Origin of the sequence: Enterococcus sp. AZ077 (assembly GCF_051714965.1) — a bacterium.
In the GTDB taxonomy this organism is placed as follows: Bacteria; Bacillota; Bacilli; order Lactobacillales; family Enterococcaceae; genus Enterococcus_B; species Enterococcus_B hirae.
Genome location: NZ_JBIOSX010000001.1, coordinates 1,661,203 through 1,684,368, shown reverse-complemented (window position 1 = coordinate 1,684,368; position 23,166 = coordinate 1,661,203). Strand labels below are relative to the sequence as shown.

Genomic DNA, 23,166 nt, shown 5'->3' with positions numbered 1-23,166 from the left:
AAAGAAAACTAGAGATTATGAGTAAGTGAGAGATAATGATGAACAGTAATGTAAACGAAGAATTTATTCCTATTTTATTGGGTAGCGACATGAATGTCTATGGAATGGCACGTTCATTTCATGAAGCGTATGGCAAAGTTTGCCAGGCGTATGCATCAAATCAGTTGGCACCAACTCGCTATAGCAAAATCGTCAAAGTAGACGTAATTCCTGGTTTTGATAAAGATCCGGTCTTTATTGAGTCCATGTTACGTTTAGCAAGAGAGAAATATTCAGATCAAACGAAGAAGTATCTCTTGATTGCATGTGGAGATGGCTATGCAGAACTGATTTCTCAGCATAAAGAAGAACTCTCAAAGTATTTTATTTGTCCTTACATCGATTATTCGTTATTTAAACGTCTGATTAATAAGGTTAGTTTTTATGAAGTTTGCGAGGAATACCAGTTACCTTATCCCAAAACGTTGATTGTTAGAAAAGAAATGTTAGTTGATGGGCATTTGAATCAAGAGTTACCATTTGACTTTCCAGTGGCATTAAAGCCGGCAAACAGCGTAGAATACTTATCTGTCCAATTTGAAGGTCGAAAAAAAGCCTTTATTATCGATAATCGTGAAGAATTTGACTTGATCTTAGGTCGTATTTACGAAGCAGGTTATACAAGTGAAATGATCGTCCAAGATTTCATTCCTGGGGATGATAGTAATATGCGTGTGTTAAATGCTTATGTCGATGAAAACCATCAAGTAAGAATGATGTGTTTAGGTCACCCATTACTAGAAGATCCAACACCAGCTTCGATTGGTAATTATGTGGTGATCATGCCAGATTATAATGAAAAGATCTATCAAACGATTAAACGATTTTTAGAAGATATTTCCTATACTGGTTTTGCGAATTTTGATATGAAATACGATCCAAGAGATGGTGAATACAAACTTTTTGAAATCAACCTTCGTCAGGGAAGAAGCAGTTTCTTTGTCACTCTTAATGGCTTGAATTTAGCAAAATTTGTGACAGAAGACCGTGTATTTGAAGTTCCATTCACAGGGACTACCTATGGGACGAGCCAATCGGATCAAGCAAAATTATGGATGGGTGTACCTAACAAGGTCTTTTTAACTTATGCAAAAGCAAATGAAGACAAAAAAGTTGCAGAAAAAATGATTAAAGAAAATCGTTATGGAACGACTGTTTTTTATGAGAAAGATCGTTCGCTCAAACGCTGGTTATTGATGAAGTATATGTTTAGAAATTACATTCCTCGATTTAAAAAATACTTTCATGTGAAAGAAGGTTGATTCATGGAAAACTTTTTTAGTATTTTGGGCGGAATGGGAACGATGGCCACAGAGAGTTTTGTCCGTCTAATCAATCATCGAACCAAAGCCTCAAAAGATCAGGAATATTTAAATTATGTATTATTTAATCATGCGACAGTTCCTGATCGAACGGCTTATATTTTAGATAGGGAACAAGAAAGTCCAATGCCTTACCTACTAGATGATGTTGAAAAACAAAATTTACTCAAACCAAATTTTATCGTTTTAACGTGTAATACAGCTCATTATTTCTTTGATGAACTTCAAGCAGCCACTGAGATTCCGATTCTTCATATGCCACGAGAAGCGGCAAATGAGCTTGTCAGACAAAATACAACTGGTAAAGTAGCCATCCTGGGTACGGAAGGTAGCATGAAAGCTGGGATTTATGAAAAGGAAGTGAGACAGCTAGGCTTTGAGGCTGTCATTCCTGATGCTCAACTTCAGGCGAAAATCAACCATTTGATTTATCATGATATCAAAGAATCAGATTATTTAAACAAAGAACTATACTACGAAATTTTGGCAGAAGCGGTGGCGCGATTTGATTGCGAAAAAATTATTTTAGGCTGTACAGAATTATCGTTGATGCAAGAGTATGTAGGGGAAAATGAATATCCCGTCATTGACGCACAGTCAATCTTAGCTGATCAAACGATCGCCCGTGCCTTACAACACCGACAAGCTACCATATCAAGTTGAAAACTTTTATGAGCAAAGATTAGGGGCGGATACCTACAGTGGTATTTGTCCCTATTTTTATCGACAACTTCATTTTTAAGAATGTTTAACTGGTAATGATACGCCCGGAAGTGATATAATTTTAGGAAGAGATATGAGAGGGGGCCGTTTGATATGGCTGATAATTTACAACTAGTAATCATCACAGGGATGAGTGGCGCTGGGAAGACGGTCGCTATTCAAAGTTTTGAAGATATGGGGTATTTTTGTATTGATAATATGCCACCAAATCTAATTCCAAAGTTTTGGGAATTGATCAAAGAATCGGGTAAAGTGACGAAAATGGCATTAGTGGTAGACTTGCGTTCACGCTCGTTTTTTGAAGAAATCCAAAATATGTTAGTCGAAATTGAGAATACGGATTTTATCGATACGTCGATTTTATTTTTAGATGCATCCGATGAAGAATTAGTCGCACGATACAAGGAAACAAGACGTACCCATCCAATGGCAATGAACGGTTTAGTCACGGAAGGAATTCGTAAAGAACGTGCGATATTGAATGATCTAAAGATGCAGGCCTCGGTCATTATAGACACGACGACTTTAACGCCACGTCAGTTAAGGGAAAAAATCAATCAAACGTTTAAGACCAAAGGCGATCAAGGCTTTCGAATCGAATTTGTTTCCTTTGGATTCAAATATGGCTTGCCAATTGATTCAGATATCGTGATGGATGTACGCTTTTTACCAAATCCCCACTATATCCCTGAATTAAGACCTTTGACAGGAAAAGATCAACCAGTTTATGACTATGTGATGTCATTTGATGAAACTGAGCTGTTTTATAATAAGTTTTTAGATTTATTACAGACGGTTTTACCAGGATATATCAAAGAAGGTAAAAGCAGCTTGACGATTGCTATTGGCTGTACCGGAGGGCAACACCGTTCAGTTGCGTTAACAGAACGTTTATCAGGTGCTTTGAAAGAAAATTATAAAGTCAATGTGACTCACCGTGACAAAGATAAACGGAAAGAGACGGTGAATCGCTCGTGAAGATGAAAACTTACCGTATAAGAAAGCCCAGAATCGTTGTCGTTGGGGGTGGCACAGGCTTACCGGTTATTTTAAAAAGCTTGCGTAACCAAGGGGCTGATATTACAGCGATCGTAACTGTCGCAGATGACGGGGGCAGTAGCGGTGCAATCAGAGAATCAATTGCGATGGCGCCCCCTGGCGATTTGAGGAATGTGTTGGTTTCATTGTCGGATATGCCACAATTTTATGAAGATATCTTTCAGTATCGTTTTAAAAAAGAAGATCAATTTTTAGCCAATCATACGATCGGTAATTTGATCATTGCCGCTGTCGCAGAAATGAGAGGAAGTACATACGAAGCAGTACAACTCCTATCTAAGATGATGCATGTGGACGGTCATATCTATCCTTCTTCTGAAACACCATTAACACTCCATGCAGTTTTTAAAGATGGTACTACTGCGGTGGGGGAATCAAAAATTGCGGTCGATCGAAAAACGATTGATCATGTCTATGTGCGAAATACCACGGATGATAGCGAAGCCAAACCAGCACGAAAAGTTGTTTCTGCCATTATGGAGGCAGATATGGTCGTTTTAGGACCGGGTAGTTTGTTTACTAGCATTTTACCTAATTTGGTCATCCAAGAAATTGGAGAAGCAGTAGCTAAAACAGAAGCCGAAGTGGTGTATATTTGTAATATCATGACACAAAAAGGTGAAACAGAACATTTTACAGATGCTGATCATATTCGGGTGTTGCATGAACATTTGAAACGACCATTTATTGATACTGTTTTAGTTAACACAGAAAAAGTACCAGCAGGTTATATGGATCCTGAAATTTACGATGAATACCTCGTACAAGTAACTCATGATTTTCATGGATTACGGAATGAAGGATGTCGAGTGATTTCGACTGACTTTTTAGAATTAAAAAATGGTGGTGTCTTCCATGATGGTGAAAAAGTTGTGGAAGAGCTATTTCGTTTGGTTTTTGGTTCCAAATATTAAACGATAGGTCACTAAGAGAAAGGAGGAGAATAGGGTGTCATTTGCGGCAGATGTCAAAAAAGAACTTACTGGACTTGAAGTTCACCGCGAACATGCAAAGGCGGAATTAGCTGCACTTTTGCGAATGAATGGATCTTTAGGGATTGTGAATCAACAATTTATCCTAAACGTTCAAACAGAAAATGCAGCTATCGCTAGACGGATCTATTCTCTTTTAAAAGATCATTATAATGTCCGAAGCGAGTTACTCGTTCGAAAAAAAATGAAATTGAAAAAGAATAATGTCTATATCGTTCGTTTGAAACAAGGAACGAAAAATGTACTGATGGATCTAGATATCATGGACGGAATGATGTTCAATGGGCATGTATCTGATGAAATTTTAGGAAATGCACAAAAAATGCGATCTTATCTAAGAGGAGCATTCATGGCGTCTGGTTCAGTCAATAACCCTGAAACTAGTCGTTACCATTTAGAAATTTTCTCCATTTATGAACAACATAATCAAGACATTTGTGATATGTTAAATTATTATGGTCTTCATGCTCGAACATTGGAACGTCGAAACGGCTATATTTCATACTTAAAAGGCGCAGAGAAAATTGCTGACTTTTTAACCTTAATTGGTGCGACGAATTCGATGTTGCGCTTTGAAGATGTCCGTATCGTACGTGATATGCGAAACTCAGTCAACCGACTTGTCAATTGTGAGACAGCCAATCTGAATAAAACGATTGATGCTGCAGCAAAACAAATCGAAAATATTGAATTGATTGAAAGTAGAGTTGGATTAACTGCGCTACCAGAAAAATTGCAAGAAATTGCAGAATTGAGATTAAAGCACCCAGAAGTCAGTTTAAAAGAGCTAGGAGAAATGATTCCATCAGGAGCGATCTCTAAATCCGGAATCAATCATCGAATCAGAAAGATTAATGAATTTGCAGAAAAGTTGCGCGAAGAAGCAAGTTAAGTGAAAAAATTTTTAATTTTTTAATTAATGAAGATTTTGGGACAAGTATTTGTCTCAGAATCTTTTTTTATTATATTTCCAAAAAAAGTTCTAATCAGTGTCCTTTAATATGTTAAAAAGTAAGTAGCAAGTCCCATTGATAACGGTTATTGCTACTAAAAACAAAGGAGAATAGTGTCATGAAATATCTGAATAAAATACTGAGAGCCAAGGTCGTTCAAGGTTATGAACAAGGAAAAACAGATGAAGAAATTGCAGATAGCTTGAAGATATCCCGTAAAACAGTGGTTGAAATCAAATTGCTTGAAATCGCATGTAAACTAAGTCAAGGATTTACGGAACTTGAAATAGCTGAACGATTTCACAAGCCCGTTGAGGAAATTCACAGAAACAAACACAACTATATTCTAAGACGTTTTTCGGATTCCTCTAGTAATAATTCCATTTCTGAGATTCCACCTTCCTCTAGGATTGACTCCATTTCTCAGCAGATAGGTGGTACGAAGGCGTATGTTCTTGAAAAAATAATTATTCAAAAGCTGAAAAAAATGGAAAATATCGAGGATATTACTAAGAGTGTTTCTATTTCATTAGGAGAAACTAAAAAGATAATAGAAAATTATGCAATACGAAAAATCTGTGAGGAAGGATACACACTGGAAGAATTGAATAAAATGTTGTATCTTAATTTGGCTGAGAATCCACGAGTCCATAATATCTACCTTGAAGTTAAAAAGGAAAACGAATCAGGAGAAAAAGGAGTAGAAAGTAGGAGACAAAATGAAATAATTAATTTTTACAAAGAAAATAGAAAAGACAAGTTAGAAGAAATAACATCAAATGAATTAAATAAATATCTAATTAATTATATTGCTATCCAAAGAAAGAAAGGTAAAAATATTGAGGAAATTGCACAAGAGTTGAATAGAAGTCATAAAACAATTCGAATGATAATAGCGCAATTTATTATCAGTGAATCGAGTAAGGGAACCCCTAAACAACACATTTCTACCTATCTTTGGTTAACAACAGCTCAAATGAAAAAAAATGTATACAACTATCTTACAGTAGAGTTAAAGGCTAATACAATGCAACATATTGCTTGGTTAAACAGTTCTACGTTCGATCAGATTCAATTAATGTATATCGAAGGCGCACTTGAAATGAAAAAATCCATTCATAAGATGCGCCCCAATAAAGATAGTTCAAAAAAATTAGCGTTTCTAAAACGCCACAATAAGGAGGAAATGAAAAAAATACGAGTAGAGTTCATTCAAGGACTTGAAAATAAAATAAGTCATGAAGAACTTATCGAGCAACTAAAGATTAGTAGACCAACTGCTTATAGGATACTTAATTTAGAAATCGCACGTAGCATATACCAAGGTTTTTCGGTACCTCAGATAGCTGAAAGACTACATAAAAGTTCAAGTAGTATAATGGGAAAAAAACATGCATTTATCCAAAATAGTTTTAAAAGGCATAGTGATATCCCTCTCATTGCTGAGAATATTGGTTGTTCAGAAGATTATGTGATGGAAAAATTGGTCGTTCACAAGCTAAAAATAAAGGAAAACATAAAGAATATCTCTGAAAGCTTGAATATTTCGGTAGAAAAAACTAAAACGATAATAGAGGATTATGCAATAAAAAAGATTCATCAAGGATATACACGGGAAGAATTAAATAGTATATTACCTGTGAGTTTAGATGGATATCCGAGGATACTTGAGACTTTCAAAAAAGTTGAAAAAAATAATAAGTTAGAGGGAGAAAGTAAAAACACAAATACCTTATTATTAAAAACACAACCAGAAAGGGTACTTGAACAACTAAGCTTCGAAGAGCTTGTCAAGAAACTAAGAAAAGGGATAAAAATTGGTGATATTGCAACCGAATTGGACTGGACTCCGAGAATGGTTAAACATCGAATGGCTGAATTTATTATACAACATTCAATTAAGGGAATGTCTAAAGAAGAAATAGGTAACCGGCTTTGTTTGACTCAAACTGACATAAAAGTACTTCCATATCAATATATTAGAGATTATAAAGCAATGAACCATCAAATTCAAAGAATTGCGGAGAAAAATGGCTGCACGTTGGCTCAAATTTATAAGATATATGTAGAGGGAGCAATTGAAAAAAATGTATCCATTAATGAAATTGCATGTACGCTAAAGATAAACGAAAAAGCCGTTCAAGAGATAGTGAATAAAATTCAGAACGAATCTCAACCAGAATTAAACACCCCAGAACCACCTATCATTGAGAAAGCAATCTCTGAAGTTAAGAAAAATCTGATACAAGAAGGCACGATCCAACCACCAAAACCAATATCTATGGCTGAATCAACAAACCAGTTTCATCAAATCTACACTAAATCGAATAGATTAGATCCATTGCGTGAAATCATTGTTAGTGAGTATAAGGAGAATCAAAATATAGGAGTAATTTCATATCAATATAATTTATCACCAGAAGAGATCAAAGAAATAATATATGATTACATCCAAAATGAAGAAAAGAAAGGGAGGACAGTTAACGAGATTGCGACAGAATTTTCTTTTTATTCCGTTCCTAATTCCGATGGAAAACTGCGGTTTATCCATAAAGATGAAGCGTTCTCTCTAGTTAAAAACAATCCGTTGTACCAAAGCACGAGTCACCAACCACTACAACCAATATCTATGGATGAATTAACCAGCCGTTTTGATCAAATCGAGCTTAGATCAAATAGCTCAGACCAAGTGAAAGGAAAATATGAAAAGAGTCAAGAAATGAGATCAGAAGGAGAGAGGAAGAGAAGGAATTCAGAATCGGATCCTGGCGCCCTGGACCTAAGTCTGAAAAAAGCACGGGTAGACTCACCCATATTGTCACAGCCAAAAAGTTTTTCATCGACTACAACTCGTGCCGTTGAAAAAGTACAAAATGTCATCGAACAGAAATGGCAACAGCATCTAAATAACCCACGTGTCCAAGCTAGTTTACGAAGCTTTGTCAACGAAAGGTCTTAGGATAGATAGATGGTGTATCAATCCGTTTTTTTATATTTTTCTAAATTAAGATCTGGATAGTCGCTCAATCAAAAATGACCCAAGGACCTTAAAAATAGGCTAGGCTATTTTGAGGTTCTTTGGGTCTTGTTAGGATCGGAACGATAGTGTCAATCCTGATCAATAATGATTACAAGTACATGTGATAGTCAGGATTATTACTCGTTAATGTAGTCAATTAGCTCTTCTTTTTTGATCGATTCATCAAAAATATGCTCTTCCAAAATAACAGTTGGAACAAAACGGATATTGGCAGCATTCGCCTCAGCTATAATTGCTTGAGAGGCAGGAGATTCTTCTTGGTAAGTTAGACCTAACTTATTTTGAGCATAATCTGCTACTTCTGCTAGACTAAGATTTTTCCAATCATCCTGCGAATCAAATACTTTTTTGATTTCTCGTAAAGCTACTTGACCGTCTGACGTATCAATATGATGATGCATCACATTCCCACGTTGCAAACTTTCTTTTTCTTTATCAAAAAGTTTGATCACCCGTTGCAAACGACCTTTACTTACAGCTTCTTCGAGTAATTCATAAGATTCGTTGAACCATTGACGGCAATAAGGGCAAGCCAGATTGATAAACTCTGCCATTTTCTTAGGAGCATCTAAGTTTCCATAATGAATGCCAGTTTCGGTATTTGTTTTATCTGCTTTAATGATAGATATATCCATGTATAATCACCTCTTAGATTCATTTTAAGCATTTTTCAGAAAAAAGACTAGTTTTTTGTTTAATAAAGCATGTATCTTCTCATGTGAGTACTATTACAGAATAGGTAGGTTTTCAGGAGCTTTTGCGTTATAATAGGTGGGATATTTGAGAGAATTTGAACAAGGATGATGACAAATGCGAAAAATGAAAACAATGGACGGAAATACAGCTGCCGCTTATATTTCTTATGCTTTTACAGAATTAGCTGCAATCTATCCCATTACGCCCAGCTCAACGATGGCAGAATTAGTGGATCAATGGTCTGCTAGTGGGAAGAAAAATCTTTTTGGACAACCAGTTAAAGTGGTTGAAATGCAATCTGAAGCAGGAGCGGCTGGTGTTGTGCATGGTTCGCTCAAAACAGGAGCGCTGACAACGACTTATACAGCTTCTCAAGGATTGTTGTTGATGATACCCAATATGTATAAAATCGCTGGTGAATTACTACCAAGCGTATTTCATGTCGCAAGTCGTGCAGTCACGACGAATGCGTTAAATATCTTTGGGGATCATGGGGATGTCATGGCTGCTCGATCGACTGGATTTGCGATGCTTGCAGAAAGCAGTGTGCAAGAAGTTATGGACTTAGCACCCGTAGCACATTTGGCTTCGATTGAAGCAGAGCTGCCATTCTTGAATTTTTTTGATGGTTTTCGTACGAGCCATGAAATCCAAAAAATTGAAGTACTAGAATATGACGAGTTAGCATCGTTAATCAATCAAGAGAAACTTGCTGCGTTTAGAAACAGAGCGATGAACCCTAACCACCCAACTGTTAGTGGAACGAATCAAAATCCAGATATTCATTTTCAGCAAAGAGAAACGATCAATTCGTATTACGAACAATTACCTCGCATCGTACAAAAATACATGCAAGCAATCAATGAATTACGTGGAACTTCCTATGATTTAGTCACTTATCATGGTGCTGCCGATGCGACAGAAGTCATCATTTCGATGGGGTCGGTAGCGCAAACGATTGAGCAGACAGTCGATTATTTGAATAAAAATGGCCGGAAAGTCGGTTTCTTGAATATCCATCTTTATCGCCCATTCCCAATTGAAACATTGTTGCAAAAACTTCCTAAAACTACACAGTCAATTGCCGTATTAGATCGAAGCAAAGAACCAGGAGCTGGTGGGGAACCATTACTGCTAGATGTTCAAAGTGCACTTTATGATGCAACAATCTGTCCTAAAATAATTGGTGGGCGGTATGGATTAGGATCAAAAGATGTGACACCAGATCAAATCATCAGCGTTTTTGACGAGTTGCAAAAAGATGAACAAATGAAAAAACGATTTACAATCGGGATAGTGGATGATGTTACCTATCATTCTTTGGCACCAAGACCAACATTGGATTTAACGGATGCTGAAACTTACCAAGCTAAGTTTTGGGGTTTTGGTTCTGACGGGACAGTCGGTGCAAATAAATCTGCTATTAAAATCATTGGTGATCATACAGACAAATACGCCCAAGGCTATTTTTACTATGATTCAAAAAAATCAGGTGGATTGACGATTTCCCATCTCCGTTTTGGAAACACGCCAATTCGTTCTACTTATTTAGTTGAACATGCTGATTTTGTCGCTTGTCATACGCCTGCTTACTTGCACAGCTATGATTTAGTTAAAGGGTTGAAAAAAGGTGGCACATTTTTATTGAATACTTTATGGACAGATGAGCAGTTAGAAACGCATCTGCCTATTCGTCTAAAAAAATATTTGGCAGAAAATGAGATTCAATTTTATACGATCAATGCGATGAAAATTGCTCAAGAAGTTGGATTAGGTCGTCGTATTAACACTGCCATGCAAACGGCTTTTTTCAAATTAGCAAACATTATTCCTATTGAAGAAGTGATTCCGCTCTTGAAAGAAGAAGTGCTTAAAAGCTATGGTCATAAATCAATGAAAATCGTAGAAAAAAATAACCAAGCGATTGATCATACCCTTGAACTTCTCCATAGAGTTGAAATCCCCAAACATTGGCAATCATTAGAACTGCCTAGCAAAAAAGAAGAGACAACATCACGTTACGTAAAAGAGATTTTTACGCCGATCAATGCTCAAGAAGGAAATCAACTGTCAGTAGGTACTTTAGTAGCCAACCAGATGACAACTGGCGAGATGCCATTAGGAACAGCAGCGCTGGAAAAACGAGGTGTAGCCCTAGAAGTCCCTGAATGGATCAGTGACCGTTGTACGATGTGCAATGAGTGCGCATTTGTATGTCCGCACGCAGCCATCCGCCCATTCTTAGCTGATGAAGAAGAGCTGACTGAAGCGCCTGAAGGATTTATCGTTCGTGATATGAGAGGACCTGACGGGTTAAACTATCGTATCCAAGTTTCCGTGGAGGACTGTACAGGATGTGGATTATGTGTGGAGGCTTGTCCAGCCAAAGGAAAAGCGTTAGTGATGAAACCTTACGAGGAACAAAAAGAACAAGCGGTCAATTGGGCGTTTGCAATGACATTGAGACAGAAAGAAAACCCTATGAAAGGAAAAAATACGGTAATGGCTACCCAATTTAACCAACCGTTGCTTGAATTTTCAGGTGCTTGCTCGGGTTGCGGTGAAACGCCATATGTGAAACTTTTGACCCAAATGTTCGGAGACCGAATGATGATCGCTAATGCAACCGGCTGTTCTTCAATATGGGGAGGAGCTTCGCCAGCATCACCGTTCACAACGAATGCTTGTGGGCAAGGTCCAGCTTGGTCTAATTCCTTATTAGAAGATAATGCTGAATTTGGCTATGGTATGTTACTAGCTGCTCAAACCCGTCGTGAAGCTTTAGCGCAATCTGTTCGTGAAATCATGCCAAAAGTATCGAGTGCGCTTCGACTGTTGATGGAGGATTGGCTCAACCATTTATTCGATAGCGAAGGAACACAACAACGAGCAGCTAAACTTCAGGCTGCGATGGTAGCGGAAGTACAGCAAGTCCCAGAATTGGAATCCATTCTTGAGCACAAAGATATTTTTGTCAAAAACAGTCAATGGATTATTGGCGGAGATGGTTGGGCTTATGATATTGGCTTTGGTGGTATCGATCATGTATTGGCTAGTGGGGCAGATGTGAATATCCTAGTATTGGATAATGAAGTTTATTCTAATACTGGGGGGCAAACCTCTAAAGCAACGCCAACGTCAGCTATTGCAAAATTCTCCGCAAGTGGGAAATATGCGTCGAAGAAAGATTTAGGAATGATGGCAATGACTTATGGGAACGTCTATGTCGCTCAAATTGCTTCTGGTGCCAATCAAATGCAAACAATCAAGGCGTTTGAAGAAGCAGAGAAATACCCAGGGCCATCACTAATCATTGCGTATACGCCTTGTATCACCCATGGTCTGTTGGGGGGCATGAAAGAATCGATTAAAGAAGCCAAAGAAGCTGTTTCATCAGGCTATTGGTCCCTCTATCGTTATAATCCAAGTTTAATTGAAAAAGGGAAGGTTCCGATGATTTTGGATTACAAAAAACCAGACTTTTCAACAATGGACGATTTTATGCGTAAGCAAGTCCGGTTTTCTTCACTAGAAAGTGCCAACCCTCAATTAGCTGAAAAATTGTTTGAAAAAACGGTTCTAGATGCAAAAACTCGTTTTTACAATTATGCTTCACTCACTGGACAGCTTGATAAAATTAAAGAAAAACTAGAACCGTCTGATCCAATTGTAAAAGAAGAGGAAGTCGAAACGAAAAAGAGAAAAAAAGAACGTAAGATCGATAATGAAGCAGCAGCCAGAAGAGCTGCTAAAAGAGCAGAACGCGCAGCACGTCGAAAATGATGTTTTGATGTTTTGTTCATTGATCCAACTATCTCATTCGGTAAATGATAAGCAAACAATTTAAAGGGCGGAAAAATCGATCGAATAATTTATGTAATTTTCTTGAAAAAAGTAGCCAGAATCGTCTCATATTTCCAAACATATGATATACTTAAAGGGAAATCTCAAAAGAGAAGAGAGGCTTTTTATGTCATTTCAAATCGGGGAACTTTTTAATTTAGAGTATTGGCAACAAATGTTTTCCGGTGACTTATTTTCTCTGAATTTTTTGGTAAACATACTGGATATTTTAGTCGTATGGTATTTGGTTTACAAACTGATCCAGCTACTAAGAGGGACGAAAGCGATCCAATTGCTCAAAGGCGTTGCCATCTTTATCGTGATTCGAATTGCGGCTGAGTTGATTGGGCTACACACGCTGTCATGGCTGATGAATCAAGTCATAACTTATGGTGTGATTGCAGCAATCGTCATCTTCCAACCAGAGATTCGTCGTGGGTTAGAACATCTGGGAAGAAGTTCGTTATTCAAACAAACGAAAAGCGAGCAACAAGAAGACGAGAAGATGATCCTATCCTTTGATAAAGCTATTCAATATATGTCGAAACGTAAGATTGGTGCTCTGATTACGATCGAGCGTCATACTGGTTTAGATGAGTATATTGAGACAGGCATCGCATTGGATGCAGATATTACTGGTGAGTTACTCATTAATATCTTTATCCCCAATACGCCGCTGCATGACGGGGCAGTTATTGTCAAAAATGGAAAAATTGCAGTTGCCAGTGCCTATTTACCTTTATCAGAAAGTATGTTGATTCCAAAAGAATTTGGAACACGTCACCGAGCTGCTGTCGGTATTAGTGAGGTCAGCGATGCAATAACTATCGTGGTCTCGGAAGAAACAGGAGATGTAAGTATCACTTTAGACAATCAATTGATACCAGGGTTATCGCAAGAAGAGTATTTATCGATCTTACGAAAACAACTAATTGTAGAAGAAAAAAATAAAAACAAAAAGAATGGGCTTCAATCTTTCTTGGACGCAATGACTAAGGGAGGGGATCGGAAATGATCTCAAAAGAAAAGCGTACGAGTATTCTGTATGGGTTTGTTGCGTTATTGTTTAGTATCATTCTTTATTTCAATGCGAATGGTCAAACGATGCAAAACACATTATCTGGAAACGAGTCCTATTCGCAGACAGCTTCTGATGTTTCGATCCAACTTTTATATGATACCGATAAGTATTATATCCATGGTTACGAAAACACTACTACTGTCAAATTGGCTAGTGCGAATCGTATCCAGTTGATGGCTGAGGCAAATGAAGACACCCGTACCTTTAGGGTCACCGCAGACTTAGCACATCTAGGTGAAGGAACCCACGAAGTGCCATTGAAAATCAAAAATCTAAGCAGCGCTGTCACCGCTAAGTTGCAACCGGAAACGATCACGGTTACAATTGAAAAGAAAGTGACCAAAGACTTTGAAGTTAAAGCTATTCTGCCAACAGAGACGACGCCTTCTGGTTATAATTTAACTGAAACAACTGTCGATCCAACGAAGGTCACGATCACCACTGGAGATAAGACTTTAGCGGAAATTCATCAAGTGGTTGCAAAAGTCAACCCGTCAATGATAACGGACGATGGTGTGAATAGCAATGTATCTGTACAAGCATTAAATTCAGCTGGTGAGCCGTTGAGTATTGTTTCTGATCCAGTGCAAGTCAACGTCACGTCAGATGCAATCAAACCGAAAAAAACGGTTAGCCTATATGGTATTCAACAAGGGACAAAAAGCGAAGGAATTAAGAACTATAATTTCAAGTTTTCCGAATTAGAGGCTGAAGTCACAGGGACGACGGAACAACTTGCTCAATTAGGGGATAGTATCGCTGTGCCTATCGACATATCAGGAATTACTCATCGAACGACTAGGACGATTCAGATTCCTATTGAACAAGGAATGAGCGTCTCGCCTAAATCGGTTAAAGTTGAGATAACACCAGTGCTGGAATCGACAACTAGTGATTCTTCAGCCGATAAAAATCAAAGTTCGACTAAAAGGAATGACTCAACAACGTCAACGACAAAGTCGACTACATCGAGCACGTCACTTTCTAGTGTCCAGACAGAAAGCAAGCAAACTTCTGAAAGTACAGATTCGAGTGAATCCACTATGCAAAGTACACAAGAGAGTCAAACGTATTCTTCGGAAAATTAAGTTAAAGGAGCAAATTTACAATTATGGGTAAATATTTTGGAACGGATGGTGTCCGTGGCGAAGCCAATAAAGAATTGACACCAGAATTAGCGTTTAAGTTAGGTAGATGTGGCGGATATGTATTAAGCCAACATGAAACAGAAGGGAAACGTCCACGGGTTTTAGTTGGGCGTGATACCAGAATCTCTGGGCAAATGCTAGAAGAAGCCTTAATTTCTGGTTTGTTATCAGTTGGTATTGAAGTATTTCAACTTGGCGTCATTTCCACACCAGGAGTTGCTTATTTAACAAGATTGCAAAAAGCCAATGCCGGCGTGATGATTTCTGCTTCACATAATCCTGCACAAGATAATGGAATCAAATTTTTTGGTGCTGATGGGTTTAAATTAGTGGATGAACAAGAATTAGAAATTGAAGCATTGCTTGATGCCGAAGTGGACGAATTGCCACGTCCTTCAGCAGAGGGATTAGGAACAGTAGAAGAATTTCCAGAAGGCTTATTAAAATATTCTCAATTCTTAGTGCAAACGATCAATGGGGATCTATCAGGCCTAACCGTTTGTGTCGATGCGGCAAATGGGGCGACAGCAACTTCTGTCAACCGTTTATTCGCAGACTTAGAAACAGATTTTTATACGATGGGTACCAGCCCTAATGGCTTAAATATTAACGATGGTGTTGGTTCAACACACCCTGAAAAGTTAGCTGAAATGGTTGTTGAAAAAGGCGCCGATGCCGGTTTAGCATTTGATGGTGATGGGGATCGAATTATTGCAGTGGATGAACTTGGGAATATCGTTGATGGTGATAAAATCATGTTCATTTGTGCGAAATACCTTTCAAAGAAAAATCGTTTGAAAAAAGATACGATCGTTACAACGGTCATGAGTAATTTAGGATTCCATAAAGCGGTGGAAGAAATTGGCTTGAAGGACGTAGTTACTCAGGTTGGTGACCGCTATGTTGTAGAAGAAATGCGAAAAAATGATTATAATTTTGGTGGAGAACAATCTGGTCATATGGTCTTCCTTGACTTTAATACTACAGGTGATGGAATGCTATCAGGAATCCAATTACTGAATATCATGAAGCAAACTGGGAAGAAATTATCCGAGTTAGCGAGCGAAGTGACGATCTACCCACAAAAATTAGTAAATATCCGAGTAAGCAACAAAAATGGTGCAATGGAAGTTCCAGCGATCAAAAAAGTGATTGAAGAAACTGAGGCCGAGATGGCTGGTGAAGGAAGAATTTTAGTTCGTCCTTCTGGAACTGAACCATTATTACGTGTCATGGCCGAAGCGCCAACGGATGAAAAAGTAGCATATTACGTGGATAAGATTGCTTCAGTTGTTCGAGAAGAGATCGGACTTGAAGAATAAGAACTAAAATTTTTCTCATTTTAATAGTAATCGACTGTTATTTACAAAAATGTTTTCTTGTTTTTGTGAATAACAGTTTTTTTGTCTGTAGGAAAACAAATTTGGGTTACTGTCAAATGATTGTTCCAAGATAACTACTTTTTTGTATAAAATTAGCGTTGGGTTTAGAATATTCTCCGTTAAAAGTTGTTATGATAGAACTTTAATTTCTAATTATACGAAAAAAAAGGGCTTTTTTTATCTCTGAATAGATTAAACTAACTTGCGAAACAACTAATTTAGAGGAGGTAAATATGAAAATTTTCAAAAAACTGATTCGATTGATGATGATTGTTTTTCTATTTGTAAAACCGGTCATTGCAGTAGCGGTTGATCCATCTTATGCACCCTCTTATCAACTAGCAGAAGAGGTGATTATAAAAAATGGTGAATTTAATGATGGATTGAATCACTGGATCGTTTCCAATCCTGGAAGTAGTAATCCTGCACTTGTGACAGATGAAAGTGGCAATCATTATGTAATGGCATCAAATGGAGAGAATATCCTGCAATATGTTCAGTTAAAACCGAAAACGACCTATCAATTCACTTATTATGTGATCGGAGACCCTTCGTTTCCAGCAATTGTGGAATTTGGTACGCTTAATCATGGGGAAGGGTTTATTTCGTTGAAGGATGAGAGACATTATAATGATGCTTGGAAACAACATGAATTTAGCTTTACGACTCCGGAAGGTGAAAATACATATATTATCCGTTTTGCGTCTAGTGGAAACGGGACAGCATATTTTGATAACGTTCAAGCCACTGCATTAGATTTGGAAGCTCCTACCAATCCTAAAAATCTGAAAGTCAACGACGTTTCAAGTGATAGTGTTAGCTTATCTTGGGAAGCTGCAACAGACAACGTAGGCGTAATGGGTTATTTGGTTTATCGAGACAACCAACTGATTCAAACAGTCACCGATGCAGACCTCGCCTATACCGACAATGGATTAACGGAAGATACTACCTATACGTATGAAGTGAGAGCAGTTGATCAAGCGGGGAATGTATCAGCAGCGAGTAATGCAGTGACGGCTAGGACAAAACTGGCGAGTAGCAGCCCACCTGCAGTGCCTTTGAATTTAAAAGTTACTAGTGTAACAACTGATAGTGTCAGCTTATCGTGGGAATCAGCGACAGATAGCATTGACGTAATCGGTTATATCATTTATCGAGACAATCAGTTAATTCAAGGAGTGATTGGTGCGGAGGAAGTAGCATACACGGATATAGGATTAATGGAAGATACGATGTATACATATCAAGTGAGAGCAGTTGATCAGGCAGGAAACATATCAGAAATGAGTAATACAGTAACAGCTAAGACAAAACCAACAGAAGAAATTCTTCCTCCTGCAGCTCCTTTGAACTTGCGAATCGATGATGTAACAACTAACAGTGTCAGCTTGTCATGGCAAGAAGCAATCGATAATGTTGATGTAGCTAGTTATAACGTTTATCGAGATGATCAGTTGGTTCAAACGCTAACTGGTACGGACTTAACCTACATAGATACAGGGTTGATGGAAGATACCACCTATACCTATATAGTCAAAGCTGTTGATCAATCAGGGAATCTATCAGAAGCAAGTAATGCGGTAACGGCTAGGACAAAATCAGCAGAAGATCTGACTCCTCCTACGCCCCCTTTGAATTTACGAATCGATGATGTAACAACTAACAGTGTCAGCTTGTCGTGGGAAGCAGCAATCGATGATGTGGGTGTCACTGGTTATCACGTCTATCGAGACGATCAGTTAGTCCAAACACTTTCTGGTACGGACTTAACTTACATAGACACAGGATTGATGGAGGCTACCACTTATACCTATAAAATCAGAGCGGTTGATCAAGCTGGTAATCTATCAGAAGCGAGTAATGCAGTGAAAGCAAGAACGAAAATGACAATGGAGGTGAGTCGCCCGTTGCCCCCTACTAAACTGAGATCAGTCCGTGTCACAGAACATGAAGTGGCTTTAATGTGGGACGCACCTAATGAATCGAAGGAAATCATGAGCTATCAAGTTTATCGAAACAATGTATTGGTAGGAGAAGTAGCGGGGGAAACCTCACTATATACTGATAAAGATTTACAGGAAAATACGAAATATTCTTATGTAGTTAAATCGAAAAACAAAGAAGGGAATCTCTCGGAAGAAAGTAATAAAATCATTGTGCAGACAAGCAAAAAACATGAGACGGTTCCTCCTTTAGAGGAAGAGATAGTAAAAGAATCAACGGAAAAACCACCTGTGGCAAAAGAAACCGAAACAAAAAATAATGGAGCGATTAATAAAGGAAAAGAGGAAGCAAAAGTGAATAAGAATACTGCTAAAAAGGTGAGTAAACAGTTACCAGCTACGGGTAATAAAGTTAGTCCATTGCTACAACTACTGGGGCTAACCATAGTGAGTGTAACAATCCTGTTATCTTACAGGAGACAAAAAAAGAGCCATCAAGCAAAACAGCCCGGAACTAATGCTTAGCTCGTTTAGATGGGGGACTCGATGCAAAATAGGTTAAAACAATAAAAGTCATTTTCGAACTGATTGATGACTACACAAAAAAGCCAAAAAGGCAATGAAAATTAAATTTCATTGTTTTTTGGCTTTTTTCATGGTGATACATGCTATATTTTTTTAACCTTTTTCCTATTCAACGGTCACTGATTTTGCCAAATTTCTCGGTTTATCAACATCAAGACCTCTTAGCAAGGTCGCATAGTAGGCAATCAATTGTGTAGGGATCACTGTGATTAATGAAGTGAGTAAAGGATGAACAACAGGCAATACTAATTGGTCATCTGATCGATCTAAGCCTTTTGTAGCCATGACCAATGTTTTTGCTCCACGACTTTCCACTTCTTTTAGATTTCCTCTCGTGTGTGCACCTGTTATCTCTTCGCTGATCATCCCGATAACCGGTGTGTTCGTTTCAATCAGCGCGATCGTACCATGTTTTAATTCTCCAGCTGCGAAACCTTCTGCTTGGATATAACTGATTTCTTTTAACTTCAATGCAGCCTCTAAAGAGACAGCATAATCTGTTCCACGTCCAATATAAAAAGCGTTTCTTGCATCCATTAGATAGTCAGCTGCTAACTCCTGTAAGTAGTCCTTTTGAGAAATTAGTTCTTCCATGCCATTCGCTACGATACTAAGCTCGTGCGTTAGATCGAATTCTCTAGCTGAAGAAAGATTTTTTTCATGACCAATTCCTTTAGCAAGTGCAGCTAAAACAGCGATTTGAGCAGTATAAGCTTTTGTTGAAGCCACGGCGATTTCAGGTCCAGCATGTAGTAAAAGAGTGTAAGAAGCTTCCCTTGATAAAGTAGAGCCGGGTACATTAGTGATCGTCAATGATGGGTAACTCAATTCATTCATTTTCACGAGTACTTGTCGACTGTCTGCTGTTTCTCCACTTTGGCTTAAGAAAATAAAAAATGGTTTCTCTGAAAGTAAAGGCAAATTATAACCAAATTCACTTGCAAGGTGGACTTCCACAGGAATACGGGTTAATTGTTCTAAAATAGGTTTTCCAACTAAGCCAGCATGGTAACTCGTTCCACAAGCAACAATGTAGATACGGTCACTGTTTTTAGCTGTTTCTAAAAGTTGTTTGTCCATCAGTACTTCATTCTCATGGCTCACGTAAGTTTGGGCAATCTTTCGCATAACGATCGGTTGTTCATCGATTTCTTTCAACATGTAGTAAGGATAAGTGCCCTTTTCAATATCAGCTGCATCAATTTGTGCTTCAAAAGAAGTTCGTTCAACTGGTTGACCTGAGATCGTTTCGATTGAAATCTCATTTTTAGTGACGATCACTAATTCGCCATCTTCAATTTCAACAAATTCTTTCGTATAAGCCAGCATAGCCATTGCGTCGCTGGCGATAACATTGAATCCGTCTCCCAGACCAATTAAGAGAGGGCTTTTGTTTTTAGCGACAAAAATTTGATCTGGCAGAGTACGATCAATTAATGCGAAAGCATAAGAACCTTTGATTAATTGAAGTGTTTTGACAAAGGCAGATTTTGTATCCAGTCCTTCATTTGCAAAAAATTCAATAAGATGAGCAATGATCTCAGTATCCGTTTCCCCTGAAAATTGATCCGTTTCTAAATAATCGTTTTTTAGTTCAGCAAAGTTTTCAATTACACCGTTATGGACAAGAACAAAACGTCCGCTTTGAGAAGTGTGAGGGTGCGCATTTTTTTGAGAAGGTTCGCCATGAGTTGCCCAACGAGTGTGACCGATTCCGATTGTTCCCGCTGTTTCGTTTGTTAGCTTATCCTTTAGGTTCTGAATTCTACCTTGTGCTTTGACCAAAAAATCATTTTCATGATTCGCAACAAAGATTCCAGCCGAATCGTATCCCCGATATTCTAATTTTTCTAAACCATTGATCAATCCTGGTGTTACGTTTTCTAATCCAATCATTCCGACAATTCCACACATAAAAAACATCCTACTTTCTATAATATAATCATTATGAAAGTTTCCAGCTGCTGGAATCGATTTTTGTTCTATCTTCACAGATAGGTTTTGATCGATCCTATAGAGTGCAATCCCTAGGGTCATCCGCCGAATATTTCGATAAACCCTTTCCTCGTCATCTGTAACTACAGACCAGGCGCTATTCCTTAAAATGAGAATGGTATATCTAAACTCCTTTTTCGTATTTTTCTGGAAACTTCTTAAATGATAACGTTGTTGTGTGATGTTTGTCAATAAAAAAGAGAAAAAATAAAATTGGTCTATATGGTTGTGGCGGGAGGATCGAAATGAAGTTTTGACTATCATCTTTTTGCAGACTTCGGTACAATATGAGAGTAAGTAAAAGAAGGAGGATGAAAAATGGCATCAAATATCGCAGTCTTGACATTAGGCATGCTAAAAAAACAGTTGGCCGAACTTGAAAAAGTAAATACAGTGGATGATGAAACCAAAATCTTTTTAGATACTGGTTGGGATAGTATCCAAGAAATTGCGCCTGATGCGTTGACTATTGGAGAAGCGCAACAATTCGTAGTAGAAGATGAGTGGACAAAAGAGAAGTTCAATGGATTTACATTAGTCGAAAAAGCAGAAAAAATGAATGCAACTGGAGAAAAAGAAACAGTGATCGTTATCAAAAATTTATATTAAGCGAGGGAGAGTATGAATAAAAAGCGTTGGATAGCAGTGTTGATTGCGACAGGCTTATTGGTTGTTTCGTTGGTATCATCTAGCCTGACGTCAAATTCAAAAGAAGAAAAGCAAATGAGTGGTTTGAATAGCTTATTATATGGCACTAATGAATTATCGCCCACGGTTCTGGAAGAAGGAGATAGTTCAGAAAAAATCGTAAAATTGACTGTTGATGGGACGATCACTAGTGATGGAACATCAGGTTTGTTTGCAACAGAAGGATACAATCACGCTAAGTTTATGGAGCAATTAAATGCTATAAAAGAAGATAAAACGATCAAAGGGATGATGTTAGAAGTCAATTCTCCTGGTGGTGGTGTTTATGAAAGTGCAGAAATAGCTAAGACAATCAGTGATATCCGAAATGAACGAAATATTCCAATGTATGTCAGTATGAAAAATACAGCTGCTAGTGGCGGATATTATATCTCAGCCCAAGCAGATAAAATCTATGCAACAGAGGAAACAGTCACTGGGTCCATTGGTGTCATCATGTCAGGTCTTAATTATTCTGGTCTTTTAGAAAAATTAGGGATCGAGGATACGACGGTAAAAAGTGGTGCATTGAAAGATATGGGTTCAAGTACTAGACCACAAACGCCAGAAGATCAAAAAGTCTTACAAACTTATATCGATAATGCCTACAATCGATTTGTCAAAGTAGTCAGTACTGGACGAAATCAATCAGAAGAAGAAGTCCGAAAAATTGCGGATGGTCGTATTTATGATGGAGAACAGGCGAAAGCAGTCGGATTAGTGGATGAAATTGGGTATCCACAAGACGCGTTAAAAGCGATGAGAAGTGAGCAACATTTAGAAAACGCTCAGTTAGTAGAATATGAAACGAATACTACTGGTTTTGCAAACACATGGTTCGGTTCGAAACTTGCTCAGCTTCAAGGCCTAAAAGCTTCTGAAACAAGTCAAATCTTGTCTTTCTTAGAAAATCAAGGAACCGTTCAATCACCAAAGGCAATGTATTATTACGGAGGTGAGTAAGCATGACGAAGCAACCAGAAGATTTAACTTCACATAACAAGGCAGATCGTCCTGCTGTAGGGCCAGATCCGAGCTTTTCTCAAAAAGTACTGCAATCTTTTAAAGAAAAACCATTATCTGAAAGTGAAATCAAAGTAAAGCAACAACAATGGCAACAGTATACCGAAGATAAAGAGGAGAAAATCAATGTAAATGACTTTCCTAAATATTTTTATGCAGGATTTTGGATAAGATTTTTCGCTTTTATTGTGGATCTGATTTGTATTGGCTCAATCACACGGTTGACCATTGGATTAGCGGCTAATTTAGACTGGTTAAAAGTATCCGATTCTTATTTAAGTATTTATGGTTTTGCTGCTTTGCTGATTTACCTTGGTTATTTTATTTTATTCACGAAATTAAATCATGGTCAAACGATTGGAAAAATGATTTTTGGGATTCGTGTGATTTGCTTTAATGAATCAGATTTGAGTTGGACAACAGTGCTGGTGAGAGAAGGCGCTTGTCGGTTCATTTTGAAATTCCCATTACTTTTTGTTGGCTATTTACCGACAATCTTTAATCAAAGAAAACAGCATATTGGTGATTATTTTTCAAATACGAGTGTAGTCACGCTAAATCTAGTCAAAGCCTTTAATCAAGAAATTAATGCTTGATTCATTTTATTTTTTCAACATGGCAATCTAAAAAAGATTGTCATGTTTTTTTATGT

The 23,166-nt window shown here is 37.8% G+C and carries 16 protein-coding genes; 14 read left to right on the top strand and 2 right to left on the bottom strand.

Translation table 11 applies throughout. The features are described 5' to 3' along the window. The first annotated feature begins 35 nt into the window (after positions 1–35). The 6 genes from IGL28_RS07655 (at position 36) to IGL28_RS07630 (ending at position 8,047) form a co-directional block, all read left to right on the top strand. A complete protein-coding gene (locus IGL28_RS07655) occupies positions 36–1,301 on the top strand; it encodes a D-aspartate ligase (RefSeq protein ID WP_010718947.1) in 1,266 nt (421 codons plus the stop codon). Positions 1,302–1,304: 3 nt separating this feature from the next. After that, a complete protein-coding gene (locus IGL28_RS07650) occupies positions 1,305–2,024 on the top strand; it encodes an amino acid racemase (protein ID WP_010718948.1) in 720 nt (239 codons plus the stop codon). Positions 2,025–2,177: 153 nt separating this feature from the next. Continuing rightward, positions 2,178–3,062 (top strand): RNase adapter RapZ, encoded by an 885-nt coding sequence (gene rapZ, locus IGL28_RS07645; RefSeq protein WP_010718949.1) that lies wholly within the window; start codon positions 2,178–2,180, stop codon positions 3,060–3,062. Continuing rightward, on the top strand, positions 3,059–4,057 hold the full coding sequence (locus IGL28_RS07640) for a gluconeogenesis factor YvcK family protein (protein ID WP_438843939.1): 999 nt from the start codon (positions 3,059–3,061) through the stop codon (positions 4,055–4,057). Before rapZ ends, IGL28_RS07640 begins: the two co-directional genes overlap by 4 nt. Before the next feature lie 34 nt (positions 4,058–4,091). Continuing rightward, entirely contained in the window at positions 4,092–5,027 is a 936-nt protein-coding gene (gene whiA / locus IGL28_RS07635) for a DNA-binding protein WhiA (RefSeq protein WP_010718951.1), read from the top strand. A gap of 179 nt (positions 5,028–5,206) precedes the next feature. Continuing rightward, complete coding sequence (locus IGL28_RS07630) at positions 5,207–8,047, top strand: hypothetical protein (protein WP_081127458.1); 2,841 nt, start codon at positions 5,207–5,209, stop codon at positions 8,045–8,047. A 197-nt stretch (positions 8,048–8,244) separates the two neighbouring features. Here IGL28_RS07630 and IGL28_RS07625 read toward each other — a convergent pair whose 3' ends face one another. Then, positions 8,245–8,763: a thioredoxin domain-containing protein gene (locus tag IGL28_RS07625; protein ID WP_034698266.1), complete on the bottom strand. Its 519-nt coding sequence runs from the start codon at positions 8,761–8,763 to the stop codon at positions 8,245–8,247. 175 nt (positions 8,764–8,938) lie between these two features. Here IGL28_RS07625 and nifJ point away from each other — a divergent pair, with 175 nt between their 5' ends. The 5 genes from nifJ to IGL28_RS07600 all read left to right on the top strand — a co-directional run bounded on the left by nifJ (position 8,939) and on the right by IGL28_RS07600 (position 18,749). Continuing rightward, entirely contained in the window at positions 8,939–12,607 is a 3,669-nt protein-coding gene (gene nifJ / locus IGL28_RS07620; protein WP_081127460.1) for a pyruvate:ferredoxin (flavodoxin) oxidoreductase, read from the top strand. 187 nt (positions 12,608–12,794) lie between these two features. Beyond that, positions 12,795–13,682, top strand: a complete 888-nt coding sequence (gene cdaA / locus IGL28_RS07615; RefSeq protein WP_010737735.1) for a diadenylate cyclase CdaA — start codon at positions 12,795–12,797, stop codon at positions 13,680–13,682. After that, positions 13,679–14,836: a CdaR family protein gene (locus IGL28_RS07610; RefSeq protein ID WP_081127461.1), complete on the top strand. Its 1,158-nt coding sequence runs from the start codon at positions 13,679–13,681 to the stop codon at positions 14,834–14,836. Before cdaA ends, IGL28_RS07610 begins: the two co-directional genes overlap by 4 nt. A gap of 23 nt (positions 14,837–14,859) precedes the next feature. Then, positions 14,860–16,218 carry a phosphoglucosamine mutase gene (gene glmM / locus IGL28_RS07605; protein WP_081127463.1) on the top strand — a complete coding sequence of 453 codons (1,359 nt, stop codon included), beginning with the start codon at positions 14,860–14,862 and terminating at the stop codon, positions 16,216–16,218. 293 nt (positions 16,219–16,511) lie between these two features. Next, complete coding sequence (locus tag IGL28_RS07600) at positions 16,512–18,749, top strand: fibronectin type III domain-containing protein (protein ID WP_081127464.1); 2,238 nt, start codon at positions 16,512–16,514, stop codon at positions 18,747–18,749. A 165-nt stretch (positions 18,750–18,914) separates the two neighbouring features. On the opposite strand, the gene glmS is transcribed toward IGL28_RS07600, so the two are convergent. Beyond that, on the bottom strand, positions 18,915–20,723 hold the full coding sequence (gene glmS, locus IGL28_RS07595) for a glutamine--fructose-6-phosphate transaminase (isomerizing) (RefSeq protein ID WP_128427688.1): 1,809 nt from the start codon (positions 20,721–20,723) through the stop codon (positions 18,915–18,917). 399 nt (positions 20,724–21,122) lie between these two features. Here glmS and IGL28_RS07590 point away from each other — a divergent pair, with 399 nt between their 5' ends. From IGL28_RS07590 to IGL28_RS07580, 3 genes are read left to right on the top strand one after another with little or no spacing between them, the layout of a single operon-like run. Next, complete coding sequence (locus tag IGL28_RS07590; protein WP_010737730.1) at positions 21,123–21,413, top strand: hypothetical protein; 291 nt, start codon at positions 21,123–21,125, stop codon at positions 21,411–21,413. 12 nt (positions 21,414–21,425) lie between these two features. Further along, positions 21,426–22,454 (top strand): signal peptide peptidase SppA, encoded by a 1,029-nt coding sequence (gene sppA / locus IGL28_RS07585; protein ID WP_081127466.1) that lies wholly within the window; start codon positions 21,426–21,428, stop codon positions 22,452–22,454. 2 nt (positions 22,455–22,456) lie between these two features. Further along, on the top strand, positions 22,457–23,110 hold the full coding sequence (locus tag IGL28_RS07580; RefSeq protein ID WP_053766778.1) for an RDD family protein: 654 nt from the start codon (positions 22,457–22,459) through the stop codon (positions 23,108–23,110). Positions 23,111–23,166 lie beyond the last annotated feature (56 nt).